Origin of the sequence: Butyrivibrio sp. WCE2006, assembly GCF_000701985.1 — a bacterium.
Taxonomy (GTDB): Bacteria; Bacillota; Clostridia; order Lachnospirales; family Lachnospiraceae; genus Butyrivibrio.
This window is the reverse complement of record NZ_JNKH01000013.1, coordinates 25963-43690: the sequence shown is the minus strand read 5'-3', so window position 1 is coordinate 43690 and position 17728 is coordinate 25963. Positions and strand designations below refer to the sequence as shown.

Sequence of the window (17728 nt, the reverse complement as noted above, 5' to 3'; positions counted from 1 at the left end):
ATTTTAATTATTTATGCGTTCTTGTTAGAAAGAACTTTTTCCTGAATGTTCTTCGGAACAGGAGCATACTTTTCAAAGAACATTGAGTAGTTACCACGACCCTGAGTTCTTGAACGAAGGTCTGTAGCATATCCGAACATCTCAGCAAGCGGAACATGTGCTCTAACAATCTTTCCACCGCCAAGGTCATCCATACCTTCAACCTGTCCACGACGTGAGTTAACGTCACCGATAACATCACCCATGTACTCTTCAGGCATTGTAACCTCAACCTTCATTATGGGCTCAAGGAGAACCATTCCTCCCTTTGCCATAGCATCCTTAAATGCCATAGATCCGGCAATATGGAATGCCATTTCTGAAGAATCGACTTCATGATAAGATCCGTCATAAACTGTAGCGTGTACGCCTACAACAGGGAATCCACCAAGAGAGCCTGCCTTCATAGCTTCTTCGATACCTTCGCTGATAGGCTGGATATATTCCTTAGGAATAGAACCACCAACAACTTCGCTATCAAACTGATAGAGATTCTCTCCGTTAGCATCCATAGGTTCGAAACGAACTTTACAGTGACCATACTGACCACGTCCACCGGACTGCTTAGCATACTTACTTTCGATATCGCATGCATTTGTAAGAGCTTCTCTATATGCAACCTGAGGTGCACCTACGTTAGCTTCTACTTTATACTCTCTAAGAAGTCTGTCAACGATGATATCAAGGTGAAGCTCACCCATACCAGCGATGATAGTCTGACCTGTCTCAGGATTTGTGTGTGCTCTGAATGTAGGATCCTCTTCTGCAAGCTTCTGAAGAGCTTCATCAAGCTTCTGCTGACCAGCCTTAGTCTTAGGCTCGATAGCAAGCTCGATAACGGGATCTGGGAACTCCATAGACTCAAGGATTACGGGGTTCTTCTCATCACAGAGTGTATCACCTGTAGTTGTGTTCTTAAGACCAACAGCTGCAGCGATATCACCTGAATAAACCTTATCAAGGTCAGAACGCTTATTAGCGTGCATCTGAAGGATACGTCCAAGACGTTCCTTTGTATCCTTAGTACTGTTAAGTACATAAGAACCTGAATTTGCAGTACCACGATATACACGGAAGAATGCAAGCTTTCCTACGAAAGGATCGCTGACAATCTTGAATGCAAGTGCTGCAAACGGGCCATCATCAGTTGAAGGAACTTCAATCTCATTGCCATCCATATCTGTTCCCTTACAAGCAGGGATATCAATAGGTGAAGGCATGAATTCGATAATAGCATCGATGAGCTTCTGGATACCTCTGTTTCTGTGAGCAGAACCACAGCAAACAGGGAATGCCTTGCACTCGCAAGTAGCCTTACGAAGTGCAGCCTTAAGCTCTTCCTTTGTAGGCTCTTCGCCTTCAAGGTACTTCATCATAAGATCTTCATCGAGATCGCAGATCTTCTCTACGAGCTCACTACGATAAAGCTCTGCATCATCCTTAAGATCAGCAGGGATCTCTCCGATTGTTACATCTTCGCCCTTATCATCATTATAGATGTAAGCCTGCATCTCAAAAAGATCAATAACACCCTGGAACTGATCCTCAGCTCCGATCGGGATCTCAATCATAATTGCATTTTTCTTAAGTCTATTTCTGATCTGCTCAACAGCTCCGAAATAGTTTGCTCCGATGATATCCATCTTGTTGATGAATGCCATACGAGGAACATTAAATCCATCAGCCTGACGCCAAACGTTCTCAGACTGAGGCTCAACGCCTTCTTTAGCACTGAATACGCCTACTGCGCCATCAAGTACACGAAGTGAACGCTCAACCTCAACGGTAAAGTCAACGTGGCCGGGAGTATCGATAATGTTGATACGATGTTCCTGTGCACCAGGCTTAACCTTTCCGTTTTCCTGAAGTGTCCAATGGCATGTTGTAGCTGCAGATGTGATAGTGATACCTCTTTCCTGCTCCTGTTCCATCCAGTCCATGGTAGCAGTACCTTCGTAAGTCTCACCAATCTTATAGTTAACACCGGTATAGTAAAGAATACGCTCTGTAAGAGTTGTCTTACCGGCATCAATATGAGCCATAATACCAATGTTTCTGGTTCTCTCCAATGGGTATTGTCTTTCAGCCAAAGGTTTATCCTCCTAATAATAATAAACGCTTTCTACACCAGATCTTAAAAAAATTAGAATCTGTAGTGTGAGAATGCCTTGTTTGCTTCTGCCATCTTGTGCATATCTTCTTTTCTCTTTACAGATGCACCAGTGTTGTTAAATGCATCAAGAATCTCAGATGCAAGTCTGTCAACCATGGTCTTCTCGCCTCTGTTACGAGAAAATGTTACAAGCCAGCGAAGTGCAAGAGCCTGACGTCTATCCGGACGAACCTCAATAGGTACCTGATATGTAGCACCACCGATACGTCTAGCCTTTACCTCAAGAGCGGGCATGATGTTATTCATAGCACCCTCGAATACTTCAAGAGCAGGCTTTCCAGCCTTCTCCTCTACCTGTGCGAATGCACCATATACGATCTTCTGTGCAACACCCTTCTTACCATCAAGCATAACTGTGTTGATAAGCTTTGTTACAACCTTGTTATCGTATAAAGGATCCGCTAATACGTCACGTTTTACAATATGTCCTTTACGCGGCACGGTTCTTCCCTCCTTTAGAATCGCAGATGAGTGTCAGTCTTCATCTGTTTACTATAGATCATAGGTACTCACTAATTTTAGTGTACGTGCGGTATTTATACTCTATATATGTGAATAGAAGAAACACCAACACTATTAAAAAAATTAGATCTTGTTATGATAGTTACTTAAATTACTTTGCAGCCTTAGGTCTCTTTGCGCCGTACTTGGAGCGAGCCTGCTTACGGTCTGCAACACCTGCTGTATCAAGAGTTCCACGGATAATGTGATATCTTGTACCAGGCAGATCCTTTACTCTTCCGCCACGGATGAGAACAACGCTGTGCTCCTGAAGGTTGTGGCCTTCACCAGGAATATAGCTTGTTACCTCGATACCGTTAGAAAGACGTACTCTGGCGATCTTTCTAAGAGCTGAGTTAGGCTTCTTAGGTGTAGCTGTCTTAACAGCAGTACATACGCCTCTCTTCTGCGGTGAAGCAGTGTCAATAGCCTTCTTGTGAAGGGAATTGAATCCTTTCTGAAGCGCAGGAGCTGTTGACTTCTTCTCAGAAGTCTGACGACCTTTACGAACTAACTGGTTAAATGTTGGCATTCCTTTTACCTCCTATTTTAGTAGTAAAACAATATATGATAAACAGACAGCTCTCTGACATAGAAACTATCTGAGAATCAACACATACTTCAAGCGAAAGGGGCATAGTTCCCCTCTCGCTTGTCGCACATTTTCATAGTATAAATATATAAATTTGCCTTGTCAAGCACAATCAAAGTAAAATTGTACTATTTTATGAACTTTTCATAATTAGGCTTTCAAAATTATAAAATCTTCAGAGCTTTTTAAAAAGTCTTATTCCTCATCATCTGCAACAACTACTTCATCAGCTTCTGTGTCGAAATCACCGATAAAATCGTCATCATCAAGATTCTTCTTAAGGATCAGCTTATCAAGATCCTTAAAGTTTGCATCAGTATTAAGCGCTGTGTTGCGATAACGCTTCATACCTGTACCAGCAGGAATCAGCTTACCGATAATAACATTTTCCTTAAGACCGATCAATGGATCTACCTTACCCTTAATAGCAGCATCGGTAAGAACCTTAGTTGTCTCCTGGAAGGAAGCAGCTGAAAGGAATGAATTAGTAGCAAGTGCAGCCTTGGTAATACCAAGAATTACCTGCTTACCTTCAGCGGGCTTCTTACCCTCTCCGATAAGTCTCTCATTATCATCTTCGAAATCAAGTACGTCAACAAGTGTTCCGGGAAGGAAGTTTGTATCTCCGCTTTCCTCAATACGTACCTTCTTAAGCATCTGACGAACAATAACTTCGATATGCTTATCGCAGATATCAACACCCTGCAAACGGTAAACTCTCTGTACCTCACGAAGCAGATAATCCTGAACTGCACGAATACCCTTAATCTTAAGAAGATCATGAGGATTTACGCTACCTTCAGTAAGTTCATCACCGGCTTCAACCTGCTGGTTGTCAAGAACTTTGATACGTGAACCGTAAGGAATAAGATATGCCTTTGATTCACCTGTCTCATCATTAGTGATGATGACTTCACGCTTCTTCTTTGTATCCTTAATGGTTGCTGTACCATCAAGTTCTGAAATAATAGCAAGTCCCTTCGGCTTTCTTGCTTCGAAAAGCTCCTCAACACGGGGAAGACCCTGTGTGATATCGCCACCGGCAACACCACCGGTATGGAAGGTTCTCATTGTAAGCTGTGTACCAGGCTCACCGATTGACTGGGCAGCGATAATACCAACTGTCTCACCGACCTGTACAGGCTCACCTGTTGCCATGTTAGCACCGTAGCACTTTGCACAGATACCAATATGTGAACGGCATGTAAGGATTGTTCTGATCTTTACAGCTGTTACAGCTTCACCCTTACTGTTGACACCTTCACTAAGAATTCTCTTAGCACGGCTGGGTGTTATGATGTGATTCTTCTTAACAATAACGTTTCCGTCCTTGTCCTTGATATCCTCACATGTATATCTTCCTGTGATACGATCCTCTAAAGGCTCGATCATTGCCTTACCATCTTTGAATTCCTTGACAGTAATTCCAGGAATAACAGCCTTTCCTTCGCTACAGTCAAGCTCACGGATAATAAGTTCCTGTGATACGTCAACCATTCGACGAGTCAGGTATCCGGAATCGGCTGTACGAAGAGCAGTATCTGACAGACCCTTACGAGCACCATGCGCTGACATGAAGTATTCCAGTACGTCCAGACCTTCACGGAAGTTTGACTTGATAGGAAGTTCGATTGTACGACCTGTTGTATCAGCCATAAGTCCACGCATACCTGCCAGCTGTTTAATCTGCTGGTCACTACCACGGGCACCGGAATCAGCCATCATGTGAATATTGTTGTACTTATCAAGTCCTTTAAGAAGTACATCAGTAAGCTTCTTATCGGTATCCATCCAAGTCTCAACTACAAGACGATAACGCTCTTCGTCAGTCATAAGACCACGACGATAGTTTGTAGCGATCTCATCAACTACTGCCTGTGCTTCATCAAGCATCTGCTGCTTCTGCGGAGGCACTGTCATATCTGCGATAGATACTGTCATGGCAGCTCTTGTTGAATAGTGATAACCTGTTGCCTTGATCTTATCAAGTACCTCAGCGGTAGCAAATGTACCGTGAGTATTAATCATATTTGTAACGATCTTCTTCAGCTGTTTCTTACCAACCATGAAGTCGATCTCAAGATTGAACTTGTTCTCCGGAACAGAACGATCTACAAATCCAAGATCCTGAGGAATAAACTCATTAAACAGGAATCTTCCTAATGTAGATTCAACTATTCCTGAAATGTCTTCTCCATTCTCATCCTTACGTGAAACACGAATTTTGATCTTGGACTGAAGAGTAATGAAGTCATTCTCGTATGCAAGAATTGCTTCATCAATGCTCTTGAAGAACTTACCCTCACCCTTAGCACCTTCACGTTCCTGAGTAAGATAATAAATACCAAGTACCATATCCTGCGTAGGAACGTTTACAGGGCCACCATCAGAAGGCTTAAGAAGGTTATTAGGAGCCAGCATAAGGAAACGGCTCTCTGCCTGAGCTTCAACTGACAATGGAAGATGTACAGCCATCTGGTCTCCGTCGAAGTCCGCATTGAAAGGTGTACATACAAGCGGATGAAGCTTAATAGCCTTACCTTCTACAAGAATTGGCTCAAATGCCTGAATACCAAGCCTGTGAAGTGTGGGAGCTCGGTTAAGCATTACAGGGTGCTCTTTGATAACGTCCTCAAGAACGTCCCAAACCTGCTCATCAAGTCTCTCAACAAGCTTCTTAGCATTTTTTATGTTCTGTGAGATTCCTCTGGAAACAAGTTCTTTCATTACGAAAGGCTTGAACAGCTCGATAGCCATTTCCTTAGGAAGTCCACACTGATAAATCTTAAGCTCAGGACCAACGACGATAACTGAACGTCCTGAATAGTCAACACGCTTACCAAGAAGGTTCTGACGGAAACGACCGCCCTTACCTTTAAGCATGTCTGAAAGTGACTTAAGAGCACGGTTGCCGGGACCTGTTACAGGTCTTCCACGTCTACCGTTATCGATCAAAGCATCAACTGCTTCCTGGAGCATACGCTTCTCATTTCTAACGATGATATCCGGTGCTCCAAGGTCAAGAAGTCTCTTAAGACGGTTATTACGGTTAATAATACGACGATACAGATCGTTAAGATCTGATGTAGCAAAACGACCACCATCAAGCTGAACCATAGGACGCAGATCCGGAGGAATAACCGGTATGCAATCCATGATCATCCATGAAGGATCATTTCCTGACTCACGGAAAGACTCAACAACCTCAAGTCTCTTAATAATACGCTGTTTTTTCTGTCCACTGGAAGTATCAAGACCTTCCTTAAGTTCCTGATATTCTTTCTCAAGATCAATGCTCATAAGAAGTTCTTTAACAGCTTCTGCACCTATTCCGGCACGGAATCTGCCAGCCCACTCTTCACGAGCATCCTGATACTCTTTCTCAGAGAGTACCTGCTTATATTCGAGATTTGTTTCACCCGGATCAAGCACTATATATGAAGCGAAATACAGAACCTTCTCAAGCACTCTGGGAGAAAGGTCAAGGATAAGACCCATACGGCTGGGTATACCCTTGAAATACCAGATATGTGATACAGGTGCTGCAAGTTCGATGTGACCCATACGCTCACGACGAACACTGCTCTTTGTTACCTCAACACCACAACGGTCACAGATAACACCTCTGTAACGAATCTTCTTATACTTACCGCAGTGACATTCCCAATCCTTGGTAGGTCCAAAAATCTTTTCACAGAACAGACCATCTCTCTCGGGTTTAAGTGTACGATAGTTAATTGTCTCAGGCTTTAAAACTTCTCCGTGTGACCACTCTCTGATTTTCTCAGGAGAAGCAAGTCCGATCTTTATTGCATCAAAAGTCATCGGCTGATATGTCGGTGCTGATGAAGTTCTTCCACTTGAAGCTTCGTTAATTGCTTTATTCATTGTAGAATCAGACATTCGTAACCTCTTTTCTGTTGTTTACATGGTTGCAGTTACTTAATTACCGCATATTAAAAGTTGTCATCAAGACCATCAGCAGCATCAAATTCTTCTTCCTCGAGCGCTGCTTCATCATCCTCAGTCACAAGCTCACCATCTTCATCAAAAGCCTGTGTCTGATATCCGTTTTCAGCAAGATTCTCACGATCGTAATCGCGGTTAACCTCGCCCTCAATCTCATAGCGGTAGTCAGAATCACTGTAATCTACTGACTCCATGATCTCAACCTCTGTGTTATCCTCGCGAAGTACTCTTACATCAAGGCCAAGTGACTGAAGTTCCTTCAAAAGAACCTTGAATGACTCCGGAACACCGGGTTCAGGTATATTATCGCCCTTGATAATAGCTTCATAAGTCTTAACACGTCCAACAACATCATCAGACTTAACAGTAAGGATCTCCTGAAGTGTATAAGCTGCGCCATATGCCTCAAGAGCCCAAACTTCCATTTCTCCGAAACGCTGTCCACCAAACTGAGCCTTACCACCAAGAGGCTGCTGTGTAACCAGTGAGTAAGGACCGGTTGAACGGGCATGGATCTTATCATCTACCAGGTGGTGGAGCTTAAGGTAATGCATGTGTCCAATTGTTGTCGGTGAATCGAAAGGAATACCTGTACGACCATCACGCAGCTGAACTTTACCATCTGTATGAATCGGTACACCCTTCCAAAGCTCTCTGTGATCTCTGTTATCATACAAATACTTCATGATATCAGGATCCACAAGATCCTTATATTTCTCCTCAAACTCTTCCCATGTACTATTTACATAGTCGTTAGCCATAGTAAGAGTAGCCTGAATATCTTTCTCGTTAGCGCCATCAAAAATAGGTGTTGCAATATTAAATCCAAGAGCCTTAGCAGCAAGTGAAAGGTGAATCTCAAGGACCTGTCCGATATTCATACGAGAAGGCACGCCCAGAGGATTAAGTACGATATCAAGCGGACGACCGTTAGGCAGGTATGGCATATCCTCTATAGGAAGTACGCGGGAAACGACACCCTTGTTACCATGACGACCAGCCATCTTATCGCCGACTGAGATCTTTCTCTTCTGTGCTATATATATACGAACTGCCTGGTTTACACCCGGGCTAAGCTCATCACCATTTTCTCTTGTGAATACCTTGGCATCAACTACGATACCGTACTCACCATGAGGAACCTTAAGTGATGTATCACGAACTTCACGTGCCTTTTCACCGAAAATTGCACGAAGAAGTCTTTCTTCAGCAGTAAGCTCTGTTTCTCCCTTAGGAGTAACCTTACCAACAAGGATATCACCTGCACGAACCTCAGCACCAATACGGATAATTCCCCGATCATCAAGATCCTTAAGTGCTTCATCGCCGACACCGGGTACATCCCTTGTTATTTCTTCAGGCCCGAGCTTTGTCTCACGTGCTTCAGCTTCATATTCCTCAATATGAATAGAAGTAAATACATCATCACGAACCAATCTCTCACTAAGAAGTACAGCGTCCTCGTAGTTATAACCTTCCCACGTCATGAATCCGATAAGAGGGTTCTTACCAAGACCAAGCTCACCCATGTAAGTTGAAGGACCATCTGCGATTACATCGCCTGCCTTTACATGATCGCCCTTGAACACGATAGGTCTCTGGTTATAGCAGTTACTCTGGTTACTTCTCTGGAACTTAATGAGGTGATATTCTTCCTTCTCACCATCATCATATGTCATCTGAATAAGTTTACTATCAACAAAGTCAACGACACCATCTTTCTTTGCCACTACGCAGACACCTGAGTCAACAGCTGCCTTACGTTCCATACCTGTTCCAACAGCAGGAGCTTCTGTTGTAAGAAGCGGCACTGCCTGACGCTGCATGTTTGATCCCATAAGTGCACGGTTAGCATCGTCGTTCTCAAGGAAAGGAATAAGTGCTGTAGCAACTGAGAATACCATTCTCGGTGATACGTCCATGTACTCAAACATGGTCTTCGGATATTCAGAAGTCTCTTCTCTGTAACGACCTGAAGCATTGTTCTTCTTGAAATAACCATTCTCATCAAGAGGTGTATTAGCCTGAGCTACATGGTAATTATCTTCTTCATCCGCTGTAAGATACTCAACCTCATCTGTTACACGAGGATTCTGAGGATCTGTACGGTCTACCTTACGATAAGGAGCCTCTATGAAACCATACTGGTTAACTCTTGCATAGCTTGCAAGTGAGTTGATAAGTCCGATGTTAGGACCTTCAGGAGTCTCGATAGGGCACATACGTCCATAGTGTGTATAGTGTACGTCTCGAACCTCGAATCCGGCTCTGTCACGAGACAAACCACCGGGACCAAGTGCTGAAAGACGACGCTTATGTGTAAGCTCACCAAGAGGGTTATTCTGATCCATAAACTGTGACAGCTGTGAAGATCCAAAGAATTCCTTAACAGCAGCCTGCACAGGTTTAATGTTTATAAGACTCTGAGCTGAAATCTCATCAGCATCATGAGTTGTCATACGCTCACGTACTACACGCTCAAGTCTTGAAAGTCCGATTCTGTACTGGTTCTGTAAAAGTTCACCCACGCAACGGATACGACGGTTTCCGAGGTGATCGATATCATCGTCATTACCAACGCCATACTCAAGGTGCATATTGTAGTTAATAGATGCTAAGATATCTTCCTTTGTAACATGCTTAGGAATAAGCTCGTTGATGTTCTTTTTAATAACATCAGCAAGACTTTCAGGATCCTTATCAGCATACTCTGTAAGAATATCTCTGAGTACAGGATAGTAAACATCCTCATTGATTCCGAGTTCTTCAGGGTTGCAATCAATAAAGCTTGTGATATCAACCATCATATTAGAAAGAACTTTAATATTTCTCTCTTCACCCTGAATCATTACATAAGGAATACCTGCATTCTGAATATCTGTAGCAAGCTGGCGGTTAATCTTAGTTCCGGCAGCTGCGATCATCTCACCTGTATTCTCATCAATTACATCCTCAGCAAGAATCTGGCGGTTAATTCTGTTCTTAAAATGAAGCTTCTTATTAAACTTATAACGTCCTACTTTAGCAAGATCATATCTTCTTGCGTCGAAGAACATAGCATTAATAAGGCTCTCTGCGCTCTCTACGCTAAGAGGCTCGCCGGGACGAATCTTTTTATATAATTCAAGAAGACCACTCTGATAATCTGTTGAGGGGTCCTTAGAAAAGCTGGCCTGAATCTTGGGTTCATCACCAAACAGGTCAACAATTTCTTCATTAGAGCCGATTCCAAGTGCACGAATAAGTACAGTAACCGGAACCTTTCTGGTTCTGTCTACTCTTACATAGAAAACATCATAGGAATCTGTCTCATACTCGAGCCATGCACCACGATTAGGTATAACAGTACATGCGATCAGCTTCTTACCAACCTTATCTCGGGTTATATCATAATAGATACCAGGGGAACGTACCAACTGGCTGACGATAACACGCTCTGCTCCGTTGATTACAAATGTACCGGTTGCTGTCATAAGCGGAAGATCGCCCATGAAAATCTCGTGTTCAGCAATCTCTCCACTCTCTTTGTTGTTAAGGCGAACCATAACCTTAAGCGGTGCTGCAAATGTAGCATCTCGCTCTTTACATTTCTCGATTGTATTCTTGTTCTTATCGATTTCATCAGGACATAACTTGAAATCAACAAATTCAAGACTCAGCTTGCCGCTGTAATCCTCAATAGGAGAGATATCGTCAAAGACCTCTTTAAGACCTTCGTCAAGGAACCATTGATAAGAGTTCTTCTGAACTTCGATCAGGTTCGGCATCTCCAGGACTTCCTTCTGGCGCTGGAAACTCATACGTACATTCTTACCAGTACCAATAGGATGCAATCTGTTTTTTTCCATTGACATTCACCCCGTTCTTATTTTTTATTTAGTAGTCAGGCATGCGTATTCTAAAAAAGCGCGCAAAATGCCTACCACTCCACAATAGTGCATCATCCATTCTACAATAAACTTTTTTTCACGTCAAGCAGAATTTTTCAAAAAGTCAAGTATTGATTTTTAATATTTTTTTAATAATTTCGCAAAGTCAAGCACACTCAGAATGCTTCGCATTCCTCATTTGACGCTTCGCGTCAAATATGTAAATAAAAAAGAAAGCTACTTCGCAAGTAAACTTGCAAGTAGCTTTCTTTTTTATTTACATGCTTGACTTTGAAGTAGACAAGATTACTTAAGAGTAACCTTAGCGCCTTCAGCCTCAACCTTAGCCTTGATGTCATCAGCCTCTTCCTTAGAAGCGCCTTCCTTGATCATCTTAGGAGCATTATCTACAAGATCCTTTGCTTCCTTAAGTCCAAGACCTGTGATCTCACGAACAACCTTGATAACCTTAACCTTGTTAGGGCCAACTTCTGTAAGCTCTACGTTGAACTCAGTCTTCTCTTCCTCAGCTGCTGCTGCGCCGCCTGCTGCTGCTACAACAACACCTGCTGCTGCTGATACGCCGAACTCTTCCTCACAAGCCTTAACAAGATCGTTAAGCTCAAGAACTGATAACTCTTTGATTGCATCGATAATCTCTGCTGTAGATAACTTTGCCATTATTATTTACCTCCATTAAAAATAAGTTGATTTTCATTAAAAAATAGTAATTACTCAGCTGTTGTAGCTGCTGCCTCTTCAGCAGGAGCCTCAGCTGTTTCTGCTGCAGGAGCTTCCTCTGCGGGAGCTGCCTCGCCACCCTCTGCCTTCTTCTCAGCGATCTGTTTAACGACACGTGCGAAGTTTGCGATAGGTGACTGCATAGAACCAAGCAACTTGGAAAGCAACTGATCCTTGGGCGGGATCATAGCGATCTCCTTAAGGGCATCTGCATCATACAGTTTTCCCTCAATCACACCACCTTTGACCTCAAGAGCCTTTGCTTTCTTTGCAAACTCAACAAGTACACGAGCAGGAGCTGCAGGATCTGTCTCAGAAATAGCGAGTGCGCTAGGTCCGTTAAGAAGATCAGCGAGCTGCTCAAAATCTGTACCCTTGAATGCGAAGTTCATCATCGTATTTTTGTAAACCTTGTAGCTGACGTTCTCAGCACGAAGCTTTTTACGAAGCTCTGTGTCCTCAGCAACAGTTAAACCACGGTGATCTACAAGTACAAGTGCCTGAGCGTTCTGAATCTTATCAGAAATCTCTTTTACTATGGGCTGTTTTAATTCAACCTTTGCCATCTTTTTACCTCCTTATAGAATTTACCGCCAAAGAAAAACCTCTTATCACAAAGACAAGAGGTGTAAAAGTCATATAATACTTTTTCCTCGGTAGGCGCTTTGCTTACGTCATTTAAATGACACCTACTGTCTTCGGCTGGTCATAACGACCTTTGATAAGTTATCACATTTTTTATTATATGTCAATCATTATTTTAAAAATTTGTCAACCGAAATTTTTACAAATACGTATAATCCGCTTTTTCTCTCTACTATCAAGAATCAAACCGGATTATTCTTCATCGGAATCCCCTACCGGTTTACCGCCGGTAGCGAGCCACTTAAGATATGCATTGATAAAAGGATCAAGATCTCCATCAAGCACTCCGTCAGCATTTGAACTTTTCTCACCGGTTCTGGTATCGTTTACCATTGTGTAAGGCTGAAGAACATAAGAACGAATCTGATTTCCCCAGGCAATATCCTTAACCTCACCACGAATGCCGTCAATCTTGGCCTGCTGCTCTTCAAGCTTTAACATGTAAAGCTTAGCCTTCAGCATCTGCATGGCTTTATCTTTATTCTGGAACTGAGATCTCTCATTCTGACAAGTTACTACTATATTTGTAGGAAGGTGTGTGATACGAATAGCAGATGAAGTCTTGTTAATATGCTGTCCGCCGGCACCACTTGAACGATATGTGTCAATTCTCAGGTCTTCAGGATTGATCTCAACATCAAGGTCATCTTCAATATCAGGCATTACATCAAGTGATACAAAAGAAGTCTGTCTCTTACCCTGAGCATTGAAAGGACTGATACGAACAAGTCTGTGCACGCCTTTCTCAGATTTGAGAAGTCCGTATGCATTTGTTCCATCAATCTGGAACTGAACATACTTAAGACCTGCTTCATCTCCGTCAAGAATATCAAGAACTTCAATCTTGAAGCCTTTTCTCTCAGCCCATCTGGTGTACATACGGTAAAGCATGTTGCACCAGTCACAAGCCTCTGTACCACCTGCGCCTGCTGCCAGTCTGAGAATTGCATTGCAGTTATCATACTCTCCGCTGAGAAGATTATTGATTCTTATCTCTTCGAGGGTATCCTCAAAGTTATCAAGCTCTTCTCTGATCTCAGCAGCCATGTCATCATCATCTACACCTTCAGCATTCTGAAGATCAATGAGATCCATGATGTCATCATACTGCTTATGAAGACTTTCTACAGATGCTACAAGATCCTGCATGTTTTTCAGATTTCTAGTCTTCTTGTTAGCTTTTTCTGCATCATCCCAGAAGTTCGGCTCTTCCATTTCACGGGACAACTCTTCAATCATCTTCTTTTTTGAATCAAGGTCAAGTGAACCTGTAACCTCATCTAATGTGCTACGCTGGTTAGAGAGTTCAACTTTCATCTGATCTAAAATTACCATACTAATATCCTTCCATAAAATTAGAATTCCGCTCGCGAAATTCTCGCGCAGAGCGCGGTTGCTTTAGCAACTATATTTCTCTCGTGTGAGTGTGCATCCATAGTGGAGCTTTATTTATTGCATTCTGCCATGGCAGTTCTTGTACTTCTTACCACTTCCGCAAGGGCAGGGATCATTAGGATAAACCTTTGCCTCCATACGCTTTGTCGGTTCCTTGGCAACACTGTCATCCTTATTGGTTCCTGTAACCTTTGCAACCTGTTCACGCTCAACCTTCTCTTCGATGTGAACATGGAACAGAAGTCTTACAGTATCCTCTTTGATGTTGCGTGTCATCTCGTCGAACATCTCAAAGCCTGCCAGCTTATACTCTATCTTAGGATCTCTCTGTGCAAAAGCCTGAAGGCCAATGCCCTGACGAAGCTGATCCATATCATCAATGTGGTCCATCCACTTTCTGTCGATGACCTTAAGAAGAATTACTCGCTCAATCTCACGGATGGTCTCGGGTTCAGGGAACTCAGCCTCCTTCTCCTCGTAAAGCTTCACAGCCTCTTCCTTCAGCTGCTGCTTAAGACCATTCTTTGTGAGCTTGGTAATACGTCCGCGATTGATCTTTTTAAGCGGAATTATTGGAAGCAGGAGCTCGTTAAGCTCTGAGAGATTCCATTCATCTGAATCAGTAACCTCACCTACTACAGTCTCAACTGAATCCTCTACTATATCAGTGATCATCTTGTAAACAGTATCGCGCATGCTGTCTCCGTTAAGAACTCGTCTGCGCTCATCATAGATGATCTCTCTCTGCTCATTGTTAACCTGGTCATACTCAAGAAGGTTCTTACGGATTCCATAGTTGTTATCCTCAATCTTCTTCTGAGCTGACTCGATAGCTTTTGAAAGAGCCTTGTGCTCAATCTCCTGACCTTCAGGAATACCAAGAGAGTTAAACATTGAGATAAGTCTCTCTGATCCAAACAATCTAAGGAGATTATCCTCAAGTGAAAGATAGAATTTAGATTCACCGGGATCTCCCTGACGACCTGAACGTCCGCGGAGCTGATTATCAATACGTCTGCTTTCATGACGCTCTGTACCGATGATCTTAAGACCACCTGCTGCAACAGCCTCATCATCAAGCTTAATATCAGTACCACGACCTGCCATGTTAGTAGCGATCGTAACAGCACCGTGTTTTCCTGCCTCAGCAACTATCTGAGCTTCCATCTCATGGAACTTGGCATTCAGGACATTATGCTGAATACCTCTCTTCTTAAGAAGCTTACTAACTTCCTCTGAAGATTCAATAGTGATAGTACCTACGAGAACCGGCTGTCCTTTTTCATGCGCAGCCTGAACCGCATCTGCTACTGCATTAAGCTTTTCCTTCTTGGTCTTATAAACAGCATCCTGAAGATCCTTACGGATTACAGGCTTGTTTGTAGGAATCTCTATAACGTCCATTCCGTAGATATCACGGAATTCTCTTTCCTCAGTAAGAGCTGTACCGGTCATACCGCACTTCTTTTCAAATTTATTGAAGAAGTTCTGGAATGTGATCGTAGCAAGAGTCTTACTCTCTCTCTTAACCTTAACATGCTCCTTAGCCTCAATAGCCTGATGAAGGCCGTCAGAATAGCGACGTCCGGGCATAACACGACCGGTAAATTCATCAACGATAAGTACTTCATCGTCCTTTACGATATAATCGTGATCCTTAAACATAAGGTTATTTGCACGAAGAGCAAGAATAATATTATGCTGAATCTCCAGATTCTCAGGATCAGCAAGGTTATCTATTCTGAAGAAATTCTCGACCTTAGAAACACCCTGTGCAGTGAGGTTCACAAGCTTGTCCTTCTCGTTTACGATGAAGTCTCCACTCTCCTCCTGCTCGATTCCCATGATGGCATCCATCTTGGAAAACTCTTCCATGTCTGCGCCTCTGGTCATCTGTTTAGCAAGAATATCACACGCCTCATAGAGCTTGGTAGACTTATCACTCTGTCCTGAAATAATTAGAGGTGTGCGGGCTTCGTCAATAAGAATTGAGTCTATCTCATCGATGATAGCGTAATTCAATCCCCTGAGAACGCACTGTTCCTTGTAGATAGCCATATTGTCACGAAGATAATCAAATCCAAGCTCATTGTTTGTAACATAAGTAATGTCGCAGTTATATGCAGCCTGTCTCTCTTCACTGGTCATGCTGTTAAGTACAACTCCGACAGTCAGGCCCAGGAATTCATGTACCTTACCCATCCACTCAGCATCACGCTTAGCCAGGTAATCATTAACTGTTACCACGTGAACACCCTTGCCTGCAAGTGCGTCAAGGTATGAAGGAAGTGTAGCCACCAGTGTCTTACCTTCACCGGTACGCATCTCTGCGATACGACCCTGATGAAGGATCACGCCACCTATAAGCTGTACACGGAAGTGCTCCATTCCAAGCACTCTGCAAGCTGCCTCACGGACAGTTGCATATGCCTCAGGAAGGATATCGTCAAGTGTCTCGCCATTCTCAAGTCTCTTCTTGAATTCATCGGTTTTAGCCTTAAGTTCCGCATCAGAAAGCTTCTTCATATCAGGCTGAAGACTCTCGATCTTATCAACCGTTCCCTGAATGCGCTTAAGCTCACGCTCACTATGCGTACCAATGATCTTATCAATAATGCTCATTTCTTATCGCTCCATAAATATATTACGTTTTTGCACATAAAAAATAGGAAGCTGATTCGCCTCCTACTCTATAAAGACAAAATCACAAATGTCATTCTAGCAAATAACAAGGATATAATCAACCCTGCCAAAGCTCATGGTTCCTCAACATCGTAGGTTATCCCATCAACACTTATGTTATCAACTATATCGAGAGAGCTGAATATACGCTCATCCACATAATTGAATTTTTCAGGTGTTTCACCGGCCTGAAGTGCTTCAATAAGTGCCCTTACTCTTGGTCCGTGTAAAGGATTGCACTCTGCTATACAGGAAATTTTCCCTTCTCTGCAATAATCCAGCGATTGTTCATTTACGCCGTCAAAAGAAACTACCATGATATCGCCATTAAGAATATTTGGCCCAACTTTTCTGCCGGCACTTTCTATCGCATCGATAGCTCCTATTGCCATATTATCGTTTTCACAATAAACCACGTTGATATTATCATGGCCTTTCAGCAGGGCAGCCATAACTTCTCTGCCTTTATTTTCCGTAAAATCTCCGCTTGCCTCGGTTAAAAGATCCCAGCCATACTCCCTCGCAGCATTGGCAAGTCCTCTGGTGCGTCCGATCTGAGCAGTAGATCCTATGGACCCTTGAATATTTACTATATGTATATTTTCAGGAGAAATATTTCTCCTGTCTGAAAAAGCTTTAAGCCATGCCGTTACTTTCTTACTTTCAAGCTCGAAATCCGAGCCAACCCAACAGGAATAAAGCCCTTTATCCGAAACATCAACTCTCCTGTCCACAAGTATTACGGGAATATTCGCATCTCTTGCCTCCGCAAGAACTATGTCCCACCCGGTCTCTGTGGCAGGTGCAAGCACAATATAATCAACCCCCTGCTGGATAAACATCCTAACAGCCGTTATCTGATTTGCCTGCTTCTGCTGTCCGTTTTTATATACAAGATTGAAACCGTTCTCCTTAGACAGCGCCTCCTGCATCGAAACAGTATTGGTATTTCGCCAGTCAGACTCTGCACCAAGCTGTGAAAATCCAACTGTCAGAAGCTCTTCGCTCACGGTTTCAACTTTATTTTCTTCCTTAATGACACTGCTCCCGCAGCCGGCGAGAAGTACCGGAAGCAGGAGCGTGATAGCTGTAAAAACAGCAATTTTTTTCATATAGTCCTCA

The 17728-nt window shown here is 43.0% G+C and carries 10 protein-coding genes and 1 other annotated feature; all 10 genes read right to left on the bottom strand.

Features of this window, described 5'->3' with window-relative positions; all coding sequences use genetic code 11:
* Positions 1-11: 11 nt before the first annotated feature.
* The 10 genes from fusA to T501_RS10135 all read right to left on the bottom strand — a co-directional run bounded on the left by fusA (position 12) and on the right by T501_RS10135 (position 17718).
* Positions 12-2129 (bottom strand): elongation factor G, encoded by a 2118-nt coding sequence (fusA, locus tag T501_RS10180; protein WP_026511430.1) that lies wholly within the window; start codon positions 2127-2129, stop codon positions 12-14.
* Between the two features lie 53 nt (positions 2130-2182).
* Positions 2183-2653 (bottom strand): 30S ribosomal protein S7, encoded by a 471-nt coding sequence (gene rpsG / locus T501_RS10175; protein WP_022760818.1) that lies wholly within the window; start codon positions 2651-2653, stop codon positions 2183-2185.
* A 172-nt stretch (positions 2654-2825) separates the two neighbouring features.
* Complete coding sequence (gene rpsL / locus T501_RS10170; RefSeq protein ID WP_026493590.1) at positions 2826-3245, bottom strand: 30S ribosomal protein S12; 420 nt, start codon at positions 3243-3245, stop codon at positions 2826-2828.
* A 255-nt stretch (positions 3246-3500) separates the two neighbouring features.
* Entirely contained in the window at positions 3501-7193 is a 3693-nt protein-coding gene (gene rpoC, locus T501_RS10165; protein ID WP_044914712.1) for a DNA-directed RNA polymerase subunit beta', read from the bottom strand.
* A gap of 68 nt (positions 7194-7261) precedes the next feature.
* On the bottom strand, positions 7262-11122 hold the full coding sequence (rpoB, locus tag T501_RS10160; protein WP_044914710.1) for a DNA-directed RNA polymerase subunit beta: 3861 nt from the start codon (positions 11120-11122) through the stop codon (positions 7262-7264).
* 327 nt (positions 11123-11449) lie between these two features.
* Positions 11450-11824, bottom strand: a complete 375-nt coding sequence (rplL, locus tag T501_RS10155; RefSeq protein WP_026511427.1) for a 50S ribosomal protein L7/L12 — start codon at positions 11822-11824, stop codon at positions 11450-11452.
* A 50-nt stretch (positions 11825-11874) separates the two neighbouring features.
* Positions 11875-12450 (bottom strand): 50S ribosomal protein L10, encoded by a 576-nt coding sequence (rplJ, locus tag T501_RS10150; RefSeq protein WP_026511426.1) that lies wholly within the window; start codon positions 12448-12450, stop codon positions 11875-11877.
* Between the two features lie 23 nt (positions 12451-12473).
* Positions 12474-12604, bottom strand: a sequence feature (ribosomal protein L10 leader region).
* A 117-nt stretch (positions 12605-12721) separates the two neighbouring features.
* The gene (gene prfB, locus T501_RS10145) at positions 12722-13864 is read right to left on the bottom strand and encodes a peptide chain release factor 2 (RefSeq protein WP_044914667.1); all 1143 of its coding nucleotides are present in this window, start codon (positions 13862-13864) and stop codon (positions 12722-12724) included.
* A gap of 114 nt (positions 13865-13978) precedes the next feature.
* Positions 13979-16546, bottom strand: coding sequence for a preprotein translocase subunit SecA (gene secA, locus T501_RS10140; RefSeq protein ID WP_026511424.1), 2568 nt, complete (start codon positions 16544-16546; stop codon positions 13979-13981).
* Between the two features lie 134 nt (positions 16547-16680).
* Positions 16681-17718: an ABC transporter substrate-binding protein gene (locus tag T501_RS10135; protein ID WP_026511423.1), complete on the bottom strand. Its 1038-nt coding sequence runs from the start codon at positions 17716-17718 to the stop codon at positions 16681-16683.
* Positions 17719-17728: the final 10 nt, after the last annotated feature.

Coding starts and splice junctions, on each gene's coding strand:
- rpsL (WP_026493590.1), bottom strand. CDS start 3,245: ATGCCAACATTTAACCAGTTAGTTCGTAAAGGTCGTCAGACTTCTGAG.
- rpoC (WP_044914712.1), bottom strand. CDS start 7,193: ATGAATAAAGCAATTAACGAAGCTTCAAGTGGAAGAACTTCATCAGCA.
- rpoB (WP_044914710.1), bottom strand. CDS start 11,122: ATGGAAAAAAACAGATTGCATCCTATTGGTACTGGTAAGAATGTACGT.
- rplL (WP_026511427.1), bottom strand. CDS start 11,824: ATGGCAAAGTTATCTACAGCAGAGATTATCGATGCAATCAAAGAGTTA.
- rplJ (WP_026511426.1), bottom strand. CDS start 12,450: ATGGCAAAGGTTGAATTAAAACAGCCCATAGTAAAAGAGATTTCTGAT.
- prfB (WP_044914667.1), bottom strand. CDS start 13,864: ATGGTAATTTTAGATCAGATGAAAGTTGAACTCTCTAACCAGCGTAGC.
- secA (WP_026511424.1), bottom strand. CDS start 16,546: ATGAGCATTATTGATAAGATCATTGGTACGCATAGTGAGCGTGAGCTT.
- T501_RS10135 (WP_026511423.1), bottom strand. CDS start 17,718: ATGAAAAAAATTGCTGTTTTTACAGCTATCACGCTCCTGCTTCCGGTA.